Source organism: Streptomyces sp. LUP47B (assembly GCF_001746295.1).
In the GTDB taxonomy this organism is placed as follows: Bacteria; Actinomycetota; Actinomycetes; order Streptomycetales; family Streptomycetaceae; genus Streptomyces.
Window position 1 is genome coordinate 109,328 of sequence record NZ_MJAH01000020.1, and the last position, 23,018, is coordinate 132,345.

Annotated in this window: 16 protein-coding genes; 13 read left to right on the plus strand and 3 right to left on the minus strand. The window is 69.9% G+C overall.

What is annotated here, in order from left to right; all coding sequences use genetic code 11:
* Window positions 1-166: 166 nt before the first annotated feature.
* The 7 genes from BFN33_RS41830 to BFN33_RS41860 all read left to right on the plus strand — a co-directional run bounded on the left by BFN33_RS41830 (window position 167) and on the right by BFN33_RS41860 (window position 7,881).
* Window positions 167-1,702: a gamma-aminobutyraldehyde dehydrogenase gene (locus tag BFN33_RS41830; protein WP_069765457.1), complete on the plus strand. Its 1,536-nt coding sequence runs from the start codon at window positions 167-169 to the stop codon at window positions 1,700-1,702.
* A gap of 56 nt (window positions 1,703-1,758) precedes the next feature.
* Complete coding sequence (locus BFN33_RS41835; protein WP_069765458.1) at window positions 1,759-3,006, plus strand: PotD/PotF family extracellular solute-binding protein; 1,248 nt, start codon at window positions 1,759-1,761, stop codon at window positions 3,004-3,006.
* Window positions 3,007-3,011: 5 nt separating this feature from the next.
* Window positions 3,012-4,169, plus strand: a complete 1,158-nt coding sequence (locus BFN33_RS41840) for an ABC transporter ATP-binding protein (protein ID WP_069765495.1) — start codon at window positions 3,012-3,014, stop codon at window positions 4,167-4,169.
* On the plus strand, window positions 4,169-5,098 hold the full coding sequence (locus BFN33_RS41845) for an ABC transporter permease (protein ID WP_069765459.1): 930 nt from the start codon (window positions 4,169-4,171) through the stop codon (window positions 5,096-5,098). Before BFN33_RS41840 ends, BFN33_RS41845 begins: the two co-directional genes overlap by 1 nt.
* Window positions 5,099-5,899 (plus strand): ABC transporter permease, encoded by an 801-nt coding sequence (locus BFN33_RS41850; protein WP_069765460.1) that lies wholly within the window; start codon window positions 5,099-5,101, stop codon window positions 5,897-5,899.
* Between the two features lie 2 nt (window positions 5,900-5,901).
* Window positions 5,902-7,305, plus strand: a complete 1,404-nt coding sequence (locus BFN33_RS41855) for an FAD-binding oxidoreductase (RefSeq protein WP_069765461.1) — start codon at window positions 5,902-5,904, stop codon at window positions 7,303-7,305.
* 120 nt (window positions 7,306-7,425) lie between these two features.
* Window positions 7,426-7,881: a hypothetical protein gene (locus BFN33_RS41860; RefSeq protein WP_069765462.1), complete on the plus strand. Its 456-nt coding sequence runs from the start codon at window positions 7,426-7,428 to the stop codon at window positions 7,879-7,881.
* Between the two features lie 131 nt (window positions 7,882-8,012).
* On the opposite strand, the gene BFN33_RS41865 is transcribed toward BFN33_RS41860, so the two are convergent.
* Both BFN33_RS41865 and gabT read right to left on the minus strand, forming a co-directional pair.
* Entirely contained in the window at window positions 8,013-8,807 is a 795-nt protein-coding gene (locus BFN33_RS41865) for a phosphatase PAP2 family protein (RefSeq protein ID WP_069765463.1), read from the minus strand.
* Window positions 8,808-9,023: 216 nt separating this feature from the next.
* Window positions 9,024-10,358 (minus strand): 4-aminobutyrate--2-oxoglutarate transaminase, encoded by a 1,335-nt coding sequence (gabT, locus tag BFN33_RS41870; RefSeq protein ID WP_069765464.1) that lies wholly within the window; start codon window positions 10,356-10,358, stop codon window positions 9,024-9,026.
* A 226-nt stretch (window positions 10,359-10,584) separates the two neighbouring features.
* Between gabT and BFN33_RS41875 the strand changes: the two genes are divergently transcribed.
* From BFN33_RS41875 to BFN33_RS41885, 3 genes are all read left to right on the plus strand, one after another.
* On the plus strand, window positions 10,585-12,705 hold the full coding sequence (locus BFN33_RS41875; protein WP_069765465.1) for an ATP-binding protein: 2,121 nt from the start codon (window positions 10,585-10,587) through the stop codon (window positions 12,703-12,705).
* Window positions 12,706-12,810: 105 nt separating this feature from the next.
* A complete protein-coding gene (locus BFN33_RS41880; RefSeq protein ID WP_069765466.1) occupies window positions 12,811-14,472 on the plus strand; it encodes a PucR family transcriptional regulator in 1,662 nt (553 codons plus the stop codon).
* Window positions 14,473-14,566: 94 nt separating this feature from the next.
* Window positions 14,567-16,012 carry an aldehyde dehydrogenase family protein gene (locus BFN33_RS41885; protein WP_069765467.1) on the plus strand — a complete coding sequence of 482 codons (1,446 nt, stop codon included), beginning with the start codon at window positions 14,567-14,569 and terminating at the stop codon, window positions 16,010-16,012.
* A 78-nt stretch (window positions 16,013-16,090) separates the two neighbouring features.
* Here the strand turns inward: BFN33_RS41885 and BFN33_RS41890 are convergent, their stop codons facing one another.
* Window positions 16,091-18,928, minus strand: coding sequence for a glycoside hydrolase family 3 C-terminal domain-containing protein (locus BFN33_RS41890; RefSeq protein ID WP_069765468.1), 2,838 nt, complete (start codon window positions 18,926-18,928; stop codon window positions 16,091-16,093).
* 327 nt (window positions 18,929-19,255) lie between these two features.
* Here BFN33_RS41890 and BFN33_RS41895 point away from each other — a divergent pair, with 327 nt between their 5' ends.
* The 3 genes from BFN33_RS41895 to BFN33_RS41905 are packed head-to-tail and all read left to right on the plus strand — an operon-like array spanning window position 19,256 to window position 22,919.
* Window positions 19,256-20,944, plus strand: coding sequence for an extracellular solute-binding protein (locus BFN33_RS41895; RefSeq protein ID WP_069765469.1), 1,689 nt, complete (start codon window positions 19,256-19,258; stop codon window positions 20,942-20,944).
* Window positions 20,944-21,996, plus strand: a complete 1,053-nt coding sequence (locus tag BFN33_RS41900) for a sugar ABC transporter permease (protein ID WP_069765470.1) — start codon at window positions 20,944-20,946, stop codon at window positions 21,994-21,996. Before BFN33_RS41895 ends, BFN33_RS41900 begins: the two co-directional genes overlap by 1 nt.
* Window positions 21,993-22,919: a carbohydrate ABC transporter permease gene (locus tag BFN33_RS41905; protein ID WP_069765471.1), complete on the plus strand. Its 927-nt coding sequence runs from the start codon at window positions 21,993-21,995 to the stop codon at window positions 22,917-22,919. The genes BFN33_RS41900 and BFN33_RS41905 overlap by 4 nt, the downstream gene beginning before the upstream one ends.
* Window positions 22,920-23,018 lie beyond the last annotated feature (99 nt).

Consider the following 23,018-nt stretch of genomic DNA (forward strand, 5'->3'; position numbering starts at 1 on the left):
CGGGGATGGCTCGACACGTGGTCGACAGATTCCGTCGCGTAACCGAAAGGCAACAACGGAATCCCTTGTAGGAGTGCCATTGCTCTGTCAGGATCGGCACTCAAATCGAGCTGGAGCTACGCCACCCACCCGCGGAAGCCGCGGGGTCACGGCGGAGGAGAGCGACATGCACAAGCCGGGCAGTGCCACCCCGGACCGGTTCGCGGCCCAGGAGCGGTTCGCCGAAGGCGCGCAGTTCATCGGAGGACGCCTCACCAAGGGGACCTCCGGTCGTACGCACGCGGTCGTGGATCCCGCGAGTGGGGAGGAGGTCTTCACCTATGAGCTCGCGAGCGTCGAGGATGTGGACGCCGCCGTCGCCGCGGCTCGCGCGGCCTTCCCCGGCTGGGCGGCCCTCACGCCCGGTGAGCGGTCCGACGCCCTGCACCGGTTCGCCGCCGTGCTCGCCGAGTGCGCCGAGGACTTCGCCCGCGCGGAGTCGCTCCAGTGCGGGAAGCCGCTGAAGCTGACCCGGGAGTTCGACGTTCCGGGCACCATCGACAACGCTTCATTCTTCGCCGGGGCCGCCCGGCATCTTCAGGGGCAGTCCGCCGGTGAGTACTCCGGGGATCACACGTCGTATGTGCGGCGTGAGCCCATCGGTGTCGTGGGGTCCATCGCGCCCTGGAACTATCCGTTGCAGATGGCCGCCTGGAAGATCCTTCCGGCGATCGCCGCGGGCAACACGATCGTGCTCAAGCCCGCCGAGATCACCCCGCTCACCTCGCTGCTCTTCGCCCAGGCCGCCACCCGCGCGGGCATTCCCGACGGTGTCGTCAACATCGTCACCGGGACCGGGAAGGAGGCCGGGGAGCGTCTGGTCGGCCATCCCGACGTGGCCATGACCTCGTTCACCGGGTCGACGGCCGTGGGCAGGCGCGTGGCCGAGATCGCCACCGCCACCGTCAAGCGGCTGCACCTGGAGCTCGGCGGCAAGGCTCCCTTCGTCGTCTTCGACGACGCCGACCTCGAAGCCGCCGTCAACGGAGCCGTCGCGGGCGCGCTCATCAACACCGGGCAGGACTGTACGGCCGCCACGCGCGCGTACGTGCAGCGGCCGCTGTACGACGCCTTCGTCGAGAAGACCGCCGCGCTCATGGAGACCGTCCGGCTGGGAGACCCCTTCGCCGCCGGCACCGATCTCGGCCCGCTCATCTCGCACGTCCAGCGGGACCGGGTCGCCGGGTTCGTCGACCGCGCGCGTGCCTACGCGCGCGTGGTGACCGGCGGCGAGGTGCCCGAGGGGGAGCTCGCCAAGGGGGCGTACTACCGGCCGACCCTCGTCGCCGACGCCGCCCAGGACAGCGAGATCGTCCAGTCCGAGATCTTCGGACCCGTCCTCGTCGTCCTGCCGTTCGACACCGACGACGAAGGCATCCGGCTCGCCAACGACACCCCCTACGGGCTCGCCGCCTCCGCCTGGAGCCGGGACGTCTACCGGGCGAACCGGGCCACCCGGGAGATCAAGGCCGGGTGCGTGTGGGTCAACGACCACATCCCGATCATCAGCGAGATGCCCCACGGCGGGTACAAGGCGTCCGGCTTCGGCAAGGACATGTCCTCGTACTCGTTCGAGGAGTACACCCAGATCAAGCACGTCATGTTCGACAACACGGCGGTGGCGGCGAAGGACTGGCACCGCACGATCTTCGGGGACCGATAGCCGATCTCAGGCCGCCCGACCCGCGGCCGCCCACTTTCCCGAAAGGGCACCAGCGCATGGAGCAGTACGAGCCCGACCGCCTGTCCCCGGCCCAAGTGGCCGCCATGCGGCGCAGCTTCCGAAGCGGCCGGGCCGCCATGACCCGGCGGTCCCTGTTGCGTGCCTCCGCGGGCGGCGCGCTCACGGTCGGCGGTCTCGGGGCGCTGAGCGCCTGTGGCATCCCCGCGGCCGGCAACACCAAGGGCGGTGTCTCCGCGGAGGACCACTCGGCCCAGGAGAAGGTCGTCAACTTCTCCAACTGGACCGAGTACATCGACGTGGACGAGAGCGAGAAGCACCACCCCACGCTCGATCAGTTCAAGAAGCAGACCGGCATATCGGTGAAGTACACCGAGGACATCAACGACAACGTCGAGTTCTTCGGGAAGATCAAGCCGCAGCTGGCCGCCGGTCAGGACACCGGACGCGACATCATCGTCCTCACGGACTGGCTCGCCGCCCGGCTCATCCGCCTCGGGTGGGTCCAGAAACTGGATGCCTCCAACCTCCCGCACGCGTACGCCAATCTGTCCGCGCAGTTCCGTGACCCGGACTGGGATCCCGGGCGTGCCTACAGTTATGTGTGGCAGGGCATCTCGACCGTCATCGCCTACAACAAGAAGGCCCTCGACGGCGTGGAGGTCAAGTCGGTCTCCGACCTGCTCGACAACGCCAAGCTCAAGGGGCGCGTGGGCTTCCTGTCGGAGATGCGCGACAGCATCGGCATGACCCTGCTCGACATGGGCAAGGACCCCTCGCACTTCACCGCCGACGACTACGACGCGGCGATCGCACGGCTCCAGAAGGCCGTCGACAAGGGGCAGATCCGCCGCTTCACCGGTAACGACTACACCTCCGACCTGACCAGCGGCGACTTCGCGGCCTGTATCGCCTGGGCCGGTGACGTCGTACAGCTGAAGGCGGACAGCCCGGACATCGACTTCATCATCCCGGACAGCGGATACATGACGTCGACCGACAACATGCTGATCCCCAACAAGGCGCGTCACAAGACGAACGCCGAGCGGCTCATCGACTTCTACTACGAGCCGAAGCCGGCCGCCGAGCTCGCCGCGTACATCAACTACGTGTCTCCCGTCGACGGTGTGAAGCCCGAGCTGGAAAAGCTCGACCCGGATGCGGCGAACAACCCGCTGATCATCCCCGACAAGGCCATGGCCGCGAAGTCCCACGCCTTCCGCTCCCTGAGCTCGAAGGAAGAGACGGCCTTTGAAGAGAAGTTCGCGAAGCTGACTGGGGCGTGACCACCATGACGAACAAGAACACCGACAGCAGCGGCGACGTCCGTCTCTCCGGCATCAGCAAGACGTACGACAACGGCTTCACCGCCGTACAGCCGCTCGACCTGACCGTCCCCCAGGGCTCGTTCTTCGCTCTGCTCGGCGCCTCCGGCTGCGGTAAGACGACCACCCTGCGCATGATCGCCGGCCTCGAGGAGCCCACGACGGGCACCGTGCACCTCGGCGACCAGGAGGTCACCCGGCTGCCGCCCTACAAGCGGCCGGTGAACACCGTCTTCCAGTCGTACGCCCTCTTCCCGCACCTCGACATCTTCGAGAACGTCGCCTTCGGTCTGCGCCGACGCGGCATCAAGTCGGTGAAGAAGCAGGTCGAGGACATGCTGGAACTCGTGCAGCTGGGGGAGCAGGCCCGCAAGAAGCCGCACCAGCTGTCCGGCGGCCAGCAGCAGCGGGTCGCCGTGGCGCGGGCGCTGATCAACACGCCCAAGGTGCTGCTCCTTGACGAGCCGCTCGGCGCCCTCGACCTCAAGCTGCGCCGTCAGATGCAGCTGGAGCTCAAGCGCATCCAGACCGAGGTCGGCATCACCTTCGTGCACGTCACGCACGACCAGGAGGAGGCCATGACCATGGCCGACACGGTCGCCGTGATGAACGCGGGCCGTGTGGAGCAGCTCGGCTCACCGACCGACCTGTACGAGAACCCCAACACCACCTTCGTCGCCAACTTCCTCGGCACCTCCAACCTCATCGAGGCCGAGGTCGACTCCAGGAGCGGCGGCGAGATCGTGCTGAAGGCGGGCGGCGGGAAGCTGGTGCTGCCCGAGGCGCGCTACGCCGGTCCCACCACGACCGGCGGCAAGGTGCTGGTCGGCGTCCGGCCGGAGAAGATCTCCCTCACCCACGCCGACGAGGCCGGGGAGATCGCGGACGGACGCAACCGGATCACCGGGAAGATCGCCGACTCCTCCTTCATCGGTGTCTCCACGCAGTACGTCATCGACAGCCCCGTCTGCCCCGAGTTCGAGGTCTACGCCCAGAACATCGACCGCGACGACCGGCTCGTGCCCGGCGCCGAGGTCGTCCTGCACTGGAACCCGGCCCACACCTTCGGTCTGGACGCCGACCAGGACATCGACGCCGGCATCCAGGAAGAGGCGACGGTCTGATGGCGACGCTCACCGAGGCGCCGCCGCCTCTGACCCCGACCGCGCCCGAGAAGAAGCCCCCGCGCAAGAGGGGCCGCTTCACGCCGTACTGGCTCCTGCTGCCCGGCATCCTGTGGCTGCTGGTCTTCTTCGCGCTGCCGATGATCTACCAGGCCTCCACCTCCGTGCAGACGGGCTCCCTGGAGGAGGGCTACAAGGTCACCTGGCACTTCGCGACCTACTGGGACGCGCTGTCGCAGTACTGGCCGCAGTTCTTGCGCTCGATCCTCTACGCCGGTGCCGCGACGGTCCTCTGTCTGGTGCTGGGGTATCCGCTCGCGTATCTCATCGCGTTCCGCGCGGGGCGCTGGCGGAACCTGATCATGGTCCTGGTGATCGCGCCGTTCTTCACCAGCTTCCTGATCCGCACCCTCGCCTGGAAGACGATCCTCGCGGACAGCGGCCCGGTGGTGAGCGTGCTCAACACGCTGCACGTCCTGGACGTCACCAACTGGCTGGGCTGGACCGCCGGCGACCGGGTGCTGGCCACGCCGCTCGCGGTGGTGTGCGGTCTGACGTACAACTTCCTGCCGTTCATGATCCTGCCGCTCTACACCTCACTGGAACGCATCGACGGGCGCCTGCACGAGGCGGCGGGCGACCTGTACGCCAAGCCGGTCACCACCTTTCGCAAGGTCACCTTCCCGCTGTCGATGCCGGGCGTGGTCTCCGGGACGCTGCTGACCTTCATCCCGGCTGCCGGTGACTACGTCAACGCCGATCTGCTCGGCTCCACGGACACCCGCATGGTCGGAAACGTCATCCAGACGCAGTTCCTGAGGATTCTGGACTATCCGACGGCCGCGGCTCTCTCCTTCATCCTGATGGCCGCGATTCTCTTCATGGTCACGCTCTACATCCGTAGGTCCGGCACGGAGGATCTGGTTTAAATGACCTTCGTCAACTGGCTCAAGCGCCACTTCGTCGTCATCGCCGGGCTGATCACGCTCGGATATCTGCTGCTGCCGAACGTCGTCGTCACGGTGTTCTCCTTCAACAAACCGAAGGGCCGCTTCAACTACCAGTGGCAGCAGTTCTCCCTGGACGCCTGGAGGGACCCCTGCGGGGTCGCCGACATGTGCGGCTCCCTGTCCATCAGTCTCCAGATCGCGTTCTGGGCGACGGTCGGCGCGACCGCCCTCGGCACGATGATCGCCTTCGCGCTGGTCCGCTACCGCTTCCGCGCCCGCGGCGCCGTGAACTCGCTGATCTTCCTCCCCATGGCGATGCCCGAGGTCGTCATGGCGGCCTCGCTGCTCACCCTGTTCCTGAACATGGGCGCGCAGCTGGGCTTCTGGACGATCCTCATCGCCCACATCATGTTCTGCCTCAGCTTCGTCGTGACGGCGGTCAAGGCGCGCGTGATGTCGATGGACCCGAGGCTGGAACAGGCGGCGCAGGACCTCTACGCGGGACCGCTCCAGACGTTCCTCCGCGTCACGCTCCCCATCGCGGCCCCCGGAATCGCCGCGGGCGCGCTGCTCGCCTTCGCGCTCTCCTTCGACGACTTCATCATCACCAACTTCAACGCGGGCTCGACCGTCACCTTCCCCATGTTCGTCTGGGGCTCGGCACAGCGCGGAACGCCCGTCCAGATCAACGTCATCGGTACGACCATGTTCCTCGTCGCCGTGCTGCTCGTGCTGTTCTCGATGGTCATCGGGAACCGCCGTAACAGGCAAAAGGCGTAAGCATGAGCCAGTGGACGAAGGCACTTTCCGAAGTCCGGCCGGTCCCGTACTGGCTGGACGACCCCGGCAGGCCCCGCCCCGAGCCCGCCCTCACCGGCGCCGAGACCTGTGACCTGCTGGTCGTCGGTGGTGGCTACAGCGGGCTGTGGACCGCGCTCAACGCGAAGGAGCGTGACCCGCAGCGGGACGTGGTCCTGCTGGAAGGCCGTGAGGTGGGCTGGGCGGCCTCCGGTCGCAACGGCGGCTTCTGCGCCGCCTCCCTCACCCACGGTCTGTCCAACGGGCTGACCCGCTGGCCGAACGAGATCCACCAGCTCCAGGAGCTGGGCGCCCGCAACCTCGACGAGATCGAGAAGGCGGTCGCCCGGCACGACCTCGACTGCGAGTTCGAGCGCACCGGCGAGATCGACGTGGCGACCGAGACGTACCAGGCCCGGGAACTCCGTGACTGGTACGAGGAGCTCCAGGAGAAGGGCCTCGCCGACGGTGTCGACTTCCTGGACGCCGACGCGGTGCGGGAGCAGGTGGACTCGCCGACCTTCGAGGCGGGGCTGTGGGACCGCCGGGGCGTGGCCATGCTCAACCCGGCCAAGCTCGTGTGGGGCCTGAAGCGGGCGTGTCTGGGACTCGGTGTCCGAATCCACGAGAACACGCCCGCGCTGGACCTGAAGCCGTACGGCGCCGGCATGGCCGTACGCACGCCGTACGGTTCGGTCCGGGCCCGGCAGGTCGCGCTCGGTACGAACATCTTCCCGAGCCTGGTCAAGCGGGTGCGGGCGTACACCGTGCCGGTCTACGACTACGCGCTGATGACCGAGCCGCTGAGCGACGAGCAGATCGAGGCGATCGGCTGGAAGAACCGGCAAGGCCTGGGCGACAGCGCCAACCAGTTCCACTACTTCCGGCTCTCCGCCGACAACCGCATCCTGTGGGGCGGTTACGACGCCGTCTACCCGTACGGCGGCCGGGTGCGGGCCGAGTACGACGACCGGCCGGAGACGTACGCCAAGCTCGCCGAGCACTTCTTCACCTGCTTCCCGCAGCTGGAGGGCGTCCGCTTCACGCACGCGTGGGGCGGCGCGATCGACACCTGCTCGCGGTTCTCCGCGTTCTACGGCACCGCGCACCACGGCAAGGTCGCGTACGCGGCCGGCTACACGGGTCTCGGTGTCGGTGCGACCCGGTTCGGGGCGGACGTGATGCTCGACCTGCTGGCCGGAAAGAGTACCGAGCGGACCTCGCTGGAGATGGTCCGCAAGAAGCCGCTGCCCTTCCCGCCGGAGCCGTTCGCCTGGACGGGGATCGCGCTCACCAAGTGGTCGCTGGCCCGTGCCGACGCGCACGGCGGGCGGCGCAACCTGTGGCTGCGGACCATGGACAAACTCGGTCTGGGATTCGACAGCTGAACGGTCGTAGGTGATCTGATTCACTCCAACGAGTGCTCAGAACCCGCGTAATGCTCAGCAGGGGACCTCCCTCTCTCTCATGACGTGATCAGCGTCGATGAGAGAGAGGGAGGTCCTGTCATGACTGGGGCGAAGACGGCGGTCGAGTGGCTGGCATCCGTCGCACCGAATCCCGAGGCCTGCCGCTGGGAGTGGGAGCGCAACCCCCTCGGGGTCGCACTGCTGCCGGCCGGCAAGGCCTGGGACGTACTGATCCTGCCGGGCGAACTCGGCTATCCGACGCTCGACGTCCTCACCCGCATCCTCGACCGGCTCGGCCCGGTGCTCGTCGACTTCGGCGACGCGCGGATGGGCTTCTTCGTGCCGCCGGGCACGGCGGCACGCTGGCTCGGCACCGGTATCCGTACGGCCGGTGCCGGCACCTGGATCGTGGTGCCGTACCCGGGCCGGGTGGCCGGGGGCGGGGTGCGCTGGCTGGTCCCGCCGGACGGCTCCGGCATTCTCGTCGATCCGGCGCTGCTCGAACTGGCGATGCACGAGGCGGCGGCGGGCCTGGCGACGGAGGGCGACGGCTGAACCGACGTACCACCGCGCCGTCGTCGGCCGCCCGTGCGGCCGACGTGAACCGGAGCGTCCTGTGCACAGTGGGAGTTCGGCGCTGCGGGCGTCCCCCGCCGGCAGCGACAACGCCCAGTGTGCCCAGGAGCTCAGCTGCGGTCGAGCCGTGCCAGGAAAAGCCAGAACCCGAGCAGCAGCGCCGTGCAGAGGCACCAGCTGGCCACCACGTCCAGGGGCCAGTGCCAGCCGTGGCGGACCAGGCCGAAGGAGACGCCGAGAACGAGCAGGCCGTAGAGGACGACGAGGGCGCGGCGGGCGCGGGTGGTGCGGAGCCAGGGCAGGACGAGCAGGGTGGCGGCGCCGTAGGCGATGGCGGCCGTGGCGGTGTGTCCCGAGGGGTAGTAGCCGGTACCGGGCGGGACGACCGGGGTGCCCGAGCGGTCGGTGAGCTCCTTGAGAGGGACCACCAGGGCCGGGACCAGTGCCATCAGGACGGCCGCCGCGGTGGGCGGCAGCCACCAGCGGTCTGTACCCGTGCGACGGGCCCGCCGGGCCGACCAGAAGATGGCCGCGATCAGGACCGGCACCGCGACCTCGACATTGCCCAGGTCGGCGAGGCCCGCCGAGGCGAGGTCCGGGTGGACCAGCGCGCGGCTGACCCGCTCGTCGACGCGCAGAAGCGGCCCGTCCTCGACGACCTGCCAGGTGATCAGGGCGAAGAGGAGGACCGCGCTTCCGAGAAGGAAGATGAGGAAGGCCGGCCGCCCCGGAACAGGGGGGGTGGTTCCGGGGCGGCCGATCGGATCGGATGGTCGGCCGCCCCGGGGGGTTTGGGGCGGGCGACTGTCCGATCGGTGAGGAGATCCGGAGCCGGAGGCTCCAGTTGTGTGCGCGAGGGCACGACCAGGTCGAAGCTGGGGAGGCCCCGGCCTGATGTCGCCCACAGTCCCCTGTGGGCGGGGTGTATCTCTCATCTGGGTAGAACCTACGGCAGGGGGGCGGCGTACGACAGGCAGAATCGCGTCCTCACAGCCACCTCGCACACCTTCTTCACACGCTCTGCCGTTCGCCGTCGCAGCCCCGGAATCCCGGGGGATGCAACGCCTGGGGCGGCTGGTGTCGGAAGGCACGAGTCCGCTTCCGACCTGCTGTGTTTCTCCTCAGATACGGGTGAAGGCCTGCTCGATGATGTCGAGGCCCTCGTTGAGCAGGTCCTCGCCGATGACGAGCGGGGGCAGGAAGCGCAGGACGTTGCCGTAGGTGCCACAGGTCAGGACCAGCAGGCCCTCCTGGTGGCAGGCCTTGGCGAGCGCGGCGGTCGCCTCCGGGTTCGGCTCCTTGGTCGTACGGTCCTTGACGAGCTCGATGGCGATCATGGCGCCGCGGCCGCGGATGTCGCCGATGACGTCGAACTTGTCCGCCATGGCGGTGAGGCGGGCCTTCATGACCGTCTCGATGTTCTTCGCCCTGGCGTTGAGGTCGAGCTCCTTCATCGTCTCGATCGAGCCGAGCGCGCCCGCGCAGGCCACCGGGTTGCCGCCGTAGGTGCCGCCGAGGCCGCCGGCGTGGGCGGCGTCCATGATCTCGGCGCGGCCGGTGACGGCGGCGAGCGGGAGGCCGCCGGCGATGCCCTTGGCCGTGGTGATCAGGTCCGGGACGATGCCCTCGTCCTCGCAGGCGAACCACTGGCCGGTGCGGCAGAAGCCGGACTGGATCTCGTCGGCGACGAAGACGATGCCGTTGTCACTGGCGAATCGGCTGATCGCCGGCAGGAAGCCCTTGGCGGGCTCGATGAAGCCGCCCTCGCCCAGGACGGGCTCGATGATGATCGCGGCGACGTTCTCCGGGCCGACCTGCTTGGTGATCTGGTCGATGGCCTGGGCGGCGGCCTCGGGTCCCGCGTTCTCGGGGCCGGTGGGCCAGCGGTAGCCGTAGGCGACGGGGACGCGGTAGACCTCGGGCGCGAAGGGGCCGAAGCCGTGCTTGTACGGCATGTTCTTCGCGGTCAGCGCCATGGTGAGGTTGGTGCGGCCGTGGTAGCCGTGGTCGAAGACGACGACGGCCTGCCGCTTGGTGTGGGCGCGGGCGATCTTGACGGCGTTCTCCACGGCCTCGGCGCCGCTGTTGAACAGGGCCGACTTCTTGGCGTGGTCACCCGGGGTGAGCTCGGCGAGGGCCTCGGCGACCTCCACATAGCCCTCGTACGGGGTGACCATGAAACAGGTGTGGGTGAAGTCGGCCAACTGGGCGGAGGCCCGGCGTACGACGGCCTCGGCGGAGGCGCCGACGGACGTCACGGCGATGCCGGAACCGAAGTCGATCAGCCGGTTCCCGTCGACGTCCTCGACGATCCCGCCGCCCGCGCGCGCCGTGAAGACGGGCAGCACGGACCCCACGCCCTGCGCGACCGCGGCGACCCGGCGGGCCTGCAGCTCCTGCGACTTGGGTCCGGGGATGGCGGTGACGAGGCGGCGCTCCTGCGGAATTGCGGTCATGAGGGGCTCCTGGGGTGGTGCTGACGCTTACGTTCTCTTCTCGCAGGCTAGGCCGGGGACCGGGGGGTGGGCATGCTCCATGTGGGCGTTGTCAGGAGATCGGGTTGTCCGCGGTGGACATGGCGCCGGCCGCGACGCCCGGCCACGTAAGCAGTGAACTCCCTTGGCGGGGGCGTTAGATTGACCGCTGATGGTGGACGGAACGGCTGGTCAGGGAGCAGGGGCGATGGACAGCGACGGGACGCGGGACGCGCGGGGTACGCATGCGAATCCTGTGCCACGGGCACGGTCCGATATGCCGCCGATGCCGTCCCAGGCGCCTGGGGTGCCACCATTGCCGGACAGCTCGGCTTTCCTGACGTGGCTGCGGACGCCACGACCCGAGACGCTGCCCGGGGTGTGGCGGTTCGGACACCGGCCCCGGCCGGAGGCGGAACCGGCACTGATTCCTGGCCGCCAGTTGATCAGTGGCGCGTTGATTGCGTTCCTCGTCGGCTGGCTCGTCTGGTCGCTGCTTCAGAACGGCTATGTCGGGACCTGGTGGTGGCTTCCGCTTCTTCTGATCACCCCTGACTCCTGGCGCGGCCGCGACGGCGCCCTCGGCCAGACGGGCACCGCCCTCCTCTACACGGGTTACAAGGTGCTCATCGCCTTGATCATCATGGTCGTCGTAGGCAAGCTCGGCCGTTGGGGCGAGGTCTGGCGCCGCTTCGGCCCCCCCGCCTGGCGTCGGACTGCCCCCGTGCACGAGCCGCCGCCCGCCCCCGAGCAGGACCCCGCCGAATGGCCTCAGCTCCGCGCTGCCGGTGCCGTCGACGCTGCCGAGCGGCTCGCCGCCGAGGCCAGGGCCGGGAAGATGCGCGACGTAGATCACGCCCGCATCGCCCGTGCCTGGCAGGGTGTGCGCAGTGGGCGGTTCGGGCTTGGCACGTTCACCGGGGCCGTGCTCCAGGACGGTGCGGCCGCCTGTCTGCATCCCTCCGGGGAGCGGGATCTGCCCGCCCGGCTCGCTCGGCACGATCTCCTCACCGGGCAGGTGCGGCTGGGGACGACCGCCGACGACGCCCGTAATCCCTACGCCTACCGGGGGACCGGACTCGGGCTCGGGCCCGAGCTGCTCGGCACCTCGCTGCTCGCCGTGGGGCCGGCCGGGTCCGGGAAGACCGGGACCGTCATCAGGCCGCTCGCCGAGTCGTTGTGTCTGCACGCCCTCGCCGGACGGGCCGCCGTCGTGGTGGTCGGGGCCGCGGGCGCGGGGCTCGGGCCGGCCGACGCCTACGACGTCGTCGTACAGATCGGGAATCCGGAGTCGGTGTACGACCTCGACCTGTACGGCGGTACGTCCGATCCGGACGAGGCCGCGGCCGTGCTCGCCGAGGCGCTCGTCGGAGACCTCGCCGAGCCTCACCAGGGAGGTGACACCCGGCGGTCCACCACCGTGCTGGCCCAGCTCCTCGGACCGTTCCGGACGGTCCACGGCCGCTTCCCCTCCGTACCGGAGCTGCGTCAGCTGCTCGACGGGGCGCCGGGGCCGATGGCCGCGCTGCGCAAGGGGCTCGAGGACTCCCGGCAGGAGTCGCTGCTGCGTGAACTCGACGCGCGGGAGCGGCAGATGGGCAATCCGGGTGATGTGGGGGGCATCCTCGCGGACCGGGTCGCGCTGCTCGACCGGCCCGCCTTCGCGGGGTTCTTCGACACGTCCGGACAGTCGCGGCCGTTCTCGCTGAAGGCTCTCGACCACCCCGTCCGGGTCCGGATCGACCTGCCCCAGCGCGGGCACGCCGACGCCTCGCGGATGCTGGCGCGGCTGGTGCTCGCACAGTTCACGGCGAGCGTCGCGGTGCGGGAGGACCGGTCGCTGTTCGCCTGTCTGGTCATCGACGACGCCACGGGGGTCGTGACCCCCGAAGCCGTACGGGGCGTCCAGCGGCTGCGGTCCGGCAACGCGGGAGTGGTGCTGACGCTGCGGACGCTGGACGACGTACCGCGTCCGCTGCGCGGGCCCCTGCTCGGGGCCACCGGGTGCCGCATGGCGCTGTCCGGGCTCACCCCGTGGGACGGGCAGGACTTCGCCGAGGTGTGGGGCAAGGAGTGGATCGAGGCGCGGGACGTCACCGACCGGCAGATCATCGCCGAGACCCCGGCCGGCAAGGTGCTGCACGCGGTGCGCCGGGTCATCACCGGCAAGGCGCCGACCGCGCGGGCGGTGACCGTGCGGCAGGTCGAGCGGGAGCGGTGGTCCGCGTCCGAGCTCGCGCACGGGGTGCCGCCCGGGCACGCGGTGCTGTCGCTGACCACGGTGAAGGGGGAGCACGCGCCGCCGCTGCTGGTGGACCTGCGGGGATGACTGAGCTGAGGACCGTACAGTGAGGCAGAATCGTCACAGGTCGTTCATACACGGCGGCCAAAAGATCACGCCTCTGCGTACTCCTCTCCGAAGGTCCCGGACCTCATGCCACCCACCCTCGCCTCGCTCGTTCATCACTCCGCGCTCAAGCTGACCGTGCGCGCGGGCGAGGACCGGCTGGACGTCCCCGTCCGCTGGGCGCACGTCAGTGAGCTGGCCGACCCCGTCCCCTACATGGAGGGCGGGGAGCTGCTGCTGATCACCGCGCTGAAGCTGGACGCGGAGGATCCGGAGGCGATGCGGCGGTATGTGAAGCGGCTGGCCGGGGCGGGGGTGGTGGGGCTCGGGTTCGCCGTCGGGGTCAACTACGACGACATCCCCGTGGCCCTCGTCGAGGCGGCGCGCGACGAGGGGCTCCCGCTGCTCGAGGTGCCGCGCCGCACTCCTTTCCTCGCGATCAGCAAGGCCGTGTCCGCGGCGATCGCCGCCGACCAGTACCGGTCCGTCACCGCGGGCTTCGCCGCCCAGCGCGAACTGACCAAGCAGGCCCTGACCGGCGGCCCGGAGGGGCTGCTCGCCGCGCTCGCCTCCCAGGTGGACGGCTGGGCGGCGCTCTACGACGCCTCGGGCGCCGTCGTCGCCACCGCGCCGGAGTGGGCCGGCCGCCGGGCCGCGCGCCTGACCGCCGACGTGGAACGGCTGCGGGAACGGCCCGCGCCCGCCTCCTCCGTGGTCGGGGGGCCGGGCACTTCCGACAACGACGACCGGGTGGAGCTGCACTCCCTGGGCACCGGGCGACGGCCGCGGTCCGCGCTGGCGGTCGGGACGGCCGCGGCGCTCGGTACGGCGGAGCGGTACGCGGTGCACTCGGCGATCGCGCTGCTGACGCTCACGACCGAGCGGTCCCGCTCTTTGCAGGCGGCCGAACAGCGGATCGGGGCGGCGGTGCTGCGGATGCTGCTCGCGGGCGAGCCGGAGCACGCCCGCACGGTCGCGGGTGATCTGTACGGCGGGCTCCTGGACGCGCCCTTCCGGCTCATCGTGGCGGAGACGGTCGCCGTGTCGTCCGTGCGGATCGCCGCCGACGCCCCCGCCCGGGTCCCGTCCGCCGCCGGGCTCGCCGCGGCCGCCGGCGCGATCGGCGATCCGCTCGAGGCGCTCACCGAGGTCGTGGAGTCCGCGGCGGCCCGCTCCGGCGAGGCCCTGCTCGTGGTCCCCGAGCGGGAGCGGCTCGTGGTGCTGGCCGCGGACGGCGGGGCCGCCGTCACCGCGTGCGGCGAGTACACGGTGGCGCTGGAGGCGGCGCGGACAGGCGAACAGGCGGGCGCCGGGGACGAGGACGAACTGGTCGTCGGTGTGTCCGCCCCCGTGGGACCGATCGCCGCCGCGGCCGCCTACAAGCAGGCCGAACAGGCACTGTCGGTCGCCCGGCGACGGGGCCGGGTGTACGTCGAGCACGAACAGCTGGCCTCCGGGTCGGTGCTGCCGCTGCTCGCCGACGACGCGGTACGGGCCTTCGCGGACGGGCTGCTGCGGCCGCTGTACGAGCACGACGCGACCGGCCGGGGCGACCTGGTCGCCTCGCTGCGGGCCTGGCTCTCGCGGCACGGCCAGTGGGACGCGGCGGCCGCGGACCTCGGCGTTCACCGGCACACCCTGCGGTACCGGATGCGCCGGGTCGAGGAGATCCTCGGCCGGTCGCTGGACGATCCCGATGTGCGGATGGAGCTGTGGCTGGCGTTGAAGGCGACGACGTCGGCGGAGTAGACACCGCCGGGAGCGCCGAACCGGAGTGTCCGAGTGCCCCACTGCTACACCCCGGACAAATTCGATCCCGTCGTTCCGGCCCTACGGTGGAGTCATGACTTCCACCCACGCCTTCTGGCTCGCCGGCCGCCAGGTCACCGGCGAGGACACCTTCGACGTCACCTCCCCGTGGGACGGCCGGCTCGTGGGCAGGGTCGCCGTACCGGACGACGAGCAGATCGAGGAGGCCGTGGCCGCCGCGTACGCCGTACGGGACGAGTTCGCCGCCACTCCCGCCCACGTCCGCGCCGCCGCCCTCGACCACGTCAGCCGCAGGCTCGTCGAACGCACGGAGGAGATCGCGCAGCTGATCTCCGCCGAGAACGGCAAGCCGGTCAAGTGGGCCCGGGGGGAGGTCGGCCGTGCCGTCTCGGTGTTCCGGTTCGCCGCGGAGGAGGCCCGTCGGTTCAACGGCGGTGAGGCCCAGCGCCTCGACACCGACCCCGGCGGTCAGGGGCGCCTCGCGCTGACCCGGCGCTTCCCGAAGGGCGTCGTGCTCGGTATCGCGCCCTTCAACTTCCCGCTCAACCTCTGCGCCCACAAGATCGCCCCGGCGATCGCGGCCGGCGCCCCGATCATCCTGAAGCCGGCCCCGGCCACCCCGCTCTCCGGGCTGATCATCGGCGACCTCCTCGCCGAGACCGGGCTGCCAGCGGGTTCCTGGAGCATCCTGCCCGTCCCGAACGACCGGATGCCCGCCCTCGTCCAGGACGAGCGCCTGCCCGTGATCTCCTTCACCGGTTCCGAGAAGGTCGGTTACGCGATCATGGACTCGGTGCCGCGCAAGCACTGCACCCTGGAGCTCGGCGGCAACGGCGCGGCGGTCGTCCTCGGCGACTACGCGAGCGACGAGGACCTCGACTGGGCCGCGACCCGCATCGCGACCTTCTCCAACTACCAGGGCGGCCAGTCCTGCATCTCGGTGCAGCGGGTGATCGCCGACGCGTCCGTGTACGACCGGCTGGTGCCGCGGATCGTCGCCGCCGTCGAGGCCCAGGTCACCGGTGACCCGGGCGACGACAGGACCGACGTGGGCCCGCTGGTCAGCGAGGACGCGGCGATCCGCGTCGAGACGTGGGTGAAGGAGGCCGTCGAGGCGGGCGCCAGCCTGCTCACCGGGGGCGACCGCGACGGCGCCTCCTACGCGCCGACCGTCCTCACCGACGTCCCGGCCGACACGACGATCTCCTGCGAGGAGGTCTTCGGCCCCGTCCTCACCGTGCAGAAGGCCGACGGCGAGGCGGCTGCGTTCGCCGCCGTCAACGCCTCCAAGTACGGGCTCCAGGCGGGCGTGTTCACCCATGATCTGCAGGCCGCCTTCCGCGCCCACCGCGCGCTGGAGGTCGGCGGCGTGGTCGTCGGTGACGTGCCCTCCTACCGCGCCGACCAGATGCCGTACGGCGGCGTCAAGCAGTCCGGCGTGGGCCGCGAGGGCGTGAAGTTCGCGATGGACGACTACACGTACGAGCGGGTGCTGGTGCTGACGGGGCTCGCCCTCTAGGGCCGGACTCCGGTCAGAGGCCCGGCACCGATGCCTTCCGGTGCCGGGCCTCTTCCTGTCGTCAGCCGCTCCGGACCCTCAGCCGGAGAAGCCGACGTGCGCGAGCCGCAGCGGGCCGCGCAGTCCGAGGTGCACGTCGTGCACGCCCTCGGCGACGATTCCGGCGCCGAGGGTGGTGTAGTCGTACGGGCCGGACTCGGATTCCTCCACCTGCAGTACGGCGAGCACCGTGCCCCCGTCCAGCGACAGTTCGACCGTGCCCTCGCCGGCGACCGTCACGGTGACCTCGGAGACGCCGTCCCCGAAGTCGCAGTCCCGGTAGACCAGTTGGCCGGTGCCGCCCTCGCCCGCCGTCACCGCGTCGCCCGCCGTCCTCGTCCGGTCGACGATCTCGACGCCGCTCTGCTCGTCGAAGTCCGCCCCGTCCAGGCCCCGTTGGAGCACGGGGCGCGGTGCGCCGGGCTCGCCGTCGAGCAGCACCGTCGTCCGCAGCCGGATGTCCTCGCTGGAGGCACCGGCCAGCAGTTCGTACGGGCCCGGCTCCAGGCGCGGGCGGCCCTGCGTCACGTCCCAGAACTCGAAGGCGCGCAAGGGGACTTCGAAGGTCAGCTCCTCCCGGGCACCCGGAGCGAGCGTCACCCGCCGGTGGGCGACCAGTTCGCGGCGCGGGCGGGGGAGTGCCGGGTCCACCGCCCGGGTGTAGAGCTGGGCGACCTCGTCGGCGGTGACGTCACCGGTGTTCGTGATCGCGAACGACACATGCAGCGTCCCTTCCGTCACACGGGACGTCAGGTCGCCGTACGAGAAGGACGTGTACGACAGCCCGTGGCCGAACGGGAACAGGGGCGTGCCCTCGAAGTACAGGTACGTCTGGCGGCTGCCGATGACGTCGTAGTCGAGGAGGCCGGGGAGGTCGGCGTCGCTCTCGTACCAGGTCTGGGGGAGGCGGCCCGCGGGAGAGACGTCCCCGGCCAGGACGCGGGCCAGGGCGGTGCCGGCCGCCTGGCCGCCGTGGGCCGTCCAGAGCACCGCGGCCAGGTCGGACGTGTCGACCGCGTAGGGGTAGGCCGAGACCAGCGCCAGGACCGTACGGGGGTTGGCGGCGCGTGCCGCCCGCAGCAGGCGCTCCTGGTGCGCGGGGAGCCGCAGGGACGCCCGGTCCTCGGTCTCGCGGCCGTTGATGTGCGGGTCGTTGCCCGCGACGACCAGGACCACGTCCGCCTCGGACGTGACGCGGGTCACTGCGTCCTCGCCGCGTTCGGCGATGATCAGCTCGAAAGTTTCCGCGTTGTCGTCGGCAACCTTCACTCCGTCCGCGGCGACAGTGACATGGCGGCCCGTGCCGATGTGCCGAAGGAGGTGACCGCTGGCGTGCGGTTCCAGGCGGAAGGTCTCCTGGACGACCCAGCCGCCCGGCTGGTCGGCGGAGGCGCGCAGGTAACCGTCCTCGGCGACGGAGAGATAGCGGCCGTCGGGGGCGCGAAGCGTGAGGACGCCCTCGCCCCAGTCGATCAGCGCGAACTCGGTACCGGTCACGTCGGTCGTCAGCGGGGGCAGATCCGTGCGGCCCGCGAGCAGCGCCGGATCCAGTGCGCCCTCGGCACCGCGCACCTCGTCCTCGCCGTCCTCGGCGGCCAGGACATGCAGAAACGTCCCGGCCGAGGTCTTCAGCCGGACCCGGTCCACGCCCTCCGCGAACTCCACCTGCTCGGCGCCGAACCGCTCGTACAGCCCCTCCAGCGGGGTGGAGCGGTGGATGAGCGTGCCGCTGTACCAGTCGCGCTTGCACTCGTCGGCGAGCAGGCCGACCACGGCGAGCCGGGTGCCGGGGGCGAGCGGGAGCACGCCGTCGTTCCTGAGCAGCACGATCGCCTGCTCGGCGGCCTCCTCGGCGAGCGCGCGGTGCTCCGGGGTGTCGAAGTCCTTGACGCCGGCGTGCGGGTCGGCGTGCGGGTCGAACTCACCGAGCCGGAAACGGACCGAGAGCTGCCGCCGGACCGCGGTGTCGATGTCGGCCTCGGTCAACAGGCCCTGCTCGTAGGCCTTCCGGATCCGCCCGACCATCTGCGAGCTGTCCGTGCCGTGGTCCGTGAAGCTGTCGACGCCGGCCCGCAGGGAGGCCGCCGTGGCCTCCTCGTGGGTGTCGAAGTAGTGCTCGTGGTCGACCAGGTTGGAGGGCGCGCCCGCGTCCGAGCAGACCAGCAGCTCCTCGTCGGTCCAGGCGCGCAGGTGCTCGCGCAGATACGGCGAGACGTGGTTGGGGCGGCCGTTGACCAGGTTGTACGCCGGCATCACCCCGGCCACCGCGCCCGCCTCGACCGTCTCGCGGAAGGCGCGCAGGTCGTACTCGTGCAGCACCCGCGGACGCACCGAGCTCGACGAAGTGGCCCGGTCCGTCTCGTTGTTGTGGGCGAGCCAGTGCTTGAGCACCGGGGCGGTGCGCCAGTACGTGGGGTGGTCGCCGCGCAGCCCCTGGGTGTAGGCGGTGGCGATGGCCGAGGTGAGCTTCGGGTCCTCCGAGTAGCCCTCCTCGTTACGGCCCCACAGCGGGTGCCGGAGCAGATTGACCGTCGGCGCCCAGATGTTGAGGCCGACCCTGTCGTCGCGGGCGCGCATCGCCCGGACCTCCTTGGACACCGCCTCGCCGATCCGGCGTACGAGATCGGTGTTCCAGGTCGCGCCGAGACCGACCGCCTGGGGGAAGACCGTCGCGGGTCCCATCCACGCGACGCCGTGCAGCGCCTCCTGGCCGGTGCGGAACGCGGAGATGCCGAGCCGTTCGACGGCCGGGGTGAACTGGTGCAGGAATCCGGTCTTCTCGTCGAGGGTCAGCCGCGACAGCAGATCGTCGATGCGCTTCGCGAACGGCAGGTGCGGATCGCGAAACGGTGGTGTGTGCGGCGGGTGTGCGGTCACGTGGGGATCCCCTTGCGATGGATCGGTTCGATGCTTTCGAAGCGCTTCGATGCTCATTCGACATCAGGGCGGGTGTCAAGGGATCCACACCGTCACTTCAGGCGGTGCATAAGAAAAGGTCGCCCCCTATACCTCTGAGGAATCTTGGGATCGACCCTTGTGCACCCCTGGGTGTTCACTTAACCTCACAGCAACATCGAAGCGCTTCGACTACGGATTCCGTCGCAACGGTCGAAGCATCGCTTCAGCTCAGCCAGATCCACTCAAGACACCGCAGCCGACGGCTCCACCGCCGGGTGTCCTGGTGCGCCATGAAGGGTTGACGCAATGACGCCGAACGCCGCTGCCCTCTCCTCGGGTCCTTCCGGCCCCAGCCGGAGAAGCTTCCTCGCCTCCACCGCGGTCGCCACCGCAGCGGTGGCGGGCGGGATGCCGCTGCTTGCCGCCTGTGGCGGCTCGGACAGCGGCGAGCGCGAAGGGACCACGTCGGGCAAGGCCGCGGACAAGCTCCTCCCGGCGTTCGTCGCCAGCACGGTCGCGAACCCGGACCTGCCGTCCAAGAACGGCTCGGCCGCCGGCTACACGGGCAAGGTCGACCTCGCCGCCCTCAAGGCCTCGGTCCCGGAGAAGCTCGGCACCGGCGCCCGCTTCAAGATCATGTCCCCGTTCTGGGGCTCCCCGCCGAAGGCCGGCTGCGCCTACTACACGGCGCTCGACGCGGCCGCGGGCACCAAGGTCACCTGGCAGAACCAGGACGGCAACACCTACGGCCAGAAGCTCGGCGCCGTCCTCGCCTCGAGCTCCATACCCGACATGGTGGTCGTGCCCAGCTGGGAACTGGTCGGCAAGATCGTCAACGCGGTCACCGCGAAGTTCATGGACCTCGGCCCCTACCTGGCGGGCGACAAGGTCAAGAAGTATCCGAACCTGGCCGCGATCCCCTCGGACGCCTGGCGCATGGGCATCTTCGGCGGTGCGCTGCGCGGCATACCGATGCCGGCCGCCACCGCGAACTGGATCACGCCGCTGTACCGCAAGGACCTCTTCGACAAGAAGGGCTACTCGGTACCCAAGTCGCCGGACGAGTTCATGAGCTGGGCCAAGGAGGCCACCAGCGCCAAGGCCAAGGTGTGGGCCTGCGGTGACATGACCTGGTCCGCGTGGAGCAACTTCGGTGTCCGCGGCTCCGGTCCGATCGGCTGGGACATCGGGTCCGACGGCAAGCTGACGTACCGCATCGAGCAGCCCGAGTACCTCGAAGCCCTGGAGTGGGTCCGCAAGCTGTTCGACGCCGGTGTCGTCCATCCCGACGACAAGGCCCGCACCGGCGACCAGGGCCAGCGGTTCACCGCCGGGCAGATCCTGGTCTACAACACCAACATCGCCGACTGGTACGGGAAGGTCTCCGAACAGGCGCAGTCCAACCCGGACCTCCAGATCGACGCCATCGACCTCTACGGTGCGGACGGCGGCGACCCGACGCTGTACGCGTCCTCGCCCGCCACCATCTGGTCGCTGATCCGCAAGGGCGCCTCGAAGACGACGATCGAGAACGCCCTGGCCGCCGCCAACTTCTCGGCGGCCCCGTACGGCACCAAGGAGCGGATGCTCGTCGACTACGGCGTCGAGGGCACCCACTACACGGTCAAGGACGGCGTCCCGGTCAAGAACGACCTCGGCAACTCGGAGGTCCTCAACGCCTGGGTGATGCTGGCCGCCCCGGCCGCCTACTACGCCCACCCCGACTTCCCCGAGGTCGCCCGCAAGCAGGTCGAGTGGCAGCAGCGGATGGGCGCCTTCATGAAGAAGACGGCCACCTTCGGCATGAACATCGTCGAACCGACCCGCTACGCCAACCTCTCCAGCCAGTTCGAGCAGTTGGAGATCGACTACGTGCGCGGCAACCGCAAGCTGTCCGACGTCCAGGCCGCCATCTCCACCTGGAAGTCCTCCGGCGGCGACAAGCTGCGCGACTGGTACAAGGAGCTCATCGACAAGAACGGCAGCGGCAACTGATGTCTCTCACGGCCGGGAGCAGGCCCGACGGGACCCGTCCTCCCGCGGCCGTCGAGGAACCGACGGCCGCGGTCGCCGCGGCGGTGACGAGGACGCGGGTGCCGCGCAAGGCGGCCAGGGCGGGAAAGATCCCCTTCCGGGTCCGGCTGCGCCGCGACCGCGCGCTCATCCTCATGACGCTGCCCGTCATCCTCCTGCTCCTGCTCTTCAACTACGTCCCGCTGCTCGGCAACATCGTCGCCTTCCAGGACTACGACCCCTACGTCTCCAGCAACGGCGTCACCGCGATCTTCCACAGCCCCTGGGTCGGGGTCGAGCAGTTCTCGCGGATGATCGACGACCCGCTGTTCTGGGGCGCCGCGAAGAACACCCTCCTGCTGTTCGTGCTCCAGTTGGTGCTGTTCTTCCCGATCCCGATCGCCCTCGCGCTGCTCATCAACAGCGTGATCAGGCCACGGGTCCGGGCCGTGGCGCAGGCGATCATGTATCTGCCGCACTTCTTCTCTTGGGTCCTCGTGGTCACCGTGTTCCAGCAGGTCTTCGGCGGCGCGGGCATCATCGCCCAGACCCTGGAGGACCACGGGTGGTCCGGCTTCGACCTGATGACCAACGCGAGCCTTTTCAAGTACCTGGTCACCGCGCAGGCCGTCTGGAAGGACGCCGGCTGGGGGATCATCGTCTTCCTCGCCGCGCTGGCCGCCGTCAGCACCGACCTGTACGAGGCCGCCGCCATGGACGGCGCCGGGCGCTGGCGCCGCATGTGGCACGTCACGCTGCCCGCACTGCGCCCGGTGATCGCCCTGCTGCTGGTCCTGCGGGTGGGCGACGCGCTCAGCGTCGGCTTCGAGCAGTTCCTGCTCCAGCGGGACGCAGTCGGGGTGGGTGCCAGCGAGGTCCTCGACACCTACGTGTGGAACATGGGTATCCAGAACGGCGACTTCAGCTACGCGGCCGCGGTCGGCCTCGTCAAGGGAGCCATCGGAGTGTGTCTCGTCCTGGCCGCGAACAAGTTCGCGCACCTGCTGGGCGAGCAGGGGGTGTACCAGAAGTGAGCCTCAACACGCAGCTCGTGCGCAGTCTCCAGGCCCCCGCCCGCCCGGTGTGGGAGGAGCCGCCCAGCAAGGCCGGCATCACCGCGAAGAGCGGCTTCCTCGCCCTGTGCTGTCTGGGAGTGCTCGGTCCGCTGTGGATCGTGATCGTCACCAGCCTCTCCCCGAAGCCCGTGATCGACCGGGTCGGTGGCCTGGTCGTGATCCCCCAGGGCATCACCTTCGTCAACTACACCGAACTGCTCAGCGGCGGCCAGGTCAGCCGGGCCATCATGGTCTCGGTCGGGGTCACGCTCACCGGCACGGTGTTCTCCATGGCGGTGTCGGTAATGGCGGCCTACGGGCTGTCGCGGCCGGGGAGTCTGGGCCATCGGTTCTTCCTCATCACCATGATGGCCACGATGTTCTTCGGCGCCGGGCTCATCCCGACCTACCTGCTCGTGCAGTCGCTGGGACTCACGGACACCTATCTGTCGCTGATCCTGCCGAGTGCGGTCAGCGTCTTCAACATCCTGGTGCTGCGCGCCTTCTTCATGGGCATCTCGCCCGAGCTCACCGAGTCCGCGCGCATCGACGGGGCCGGTGACCTGCGGATCCTGCTGACCATCATCATGCCGCTGTCGCGGGCCGTGCTGGCCGTGATCTCCCTCTTCTACGCGGTGGGTTACTGGAGTGCCTGGTTCAACGCGTCGATCTATCTGAGCGACCAGGACATGATGCCGTTGCAGAACGTGCTCATTCAGCTGGTCCAGAAGAACACGGCGAACCCCACGGGGTTGCAGCAGGCGGTGCGTACGGGGCAGTTGTCGGCGCTGGGGTTGCAGATGGCGGTCATGGTGCTGGCGCTGATTCCTGTCGCGGTTGCTTCTCCGTTCGTCCAGCGGCATTTCAAGAAGGGCATGTTGACGGGTGCGGTGAAGGGGTGACCTGCGCCCAATAAACGGGCGGCTTCTGAAGGCAGGCGACTGCGAGTCCGTTGTGGCTGGTCGCGCAGTTCCCCGCGCCCCTAGGTGGTTCTCTCTTCC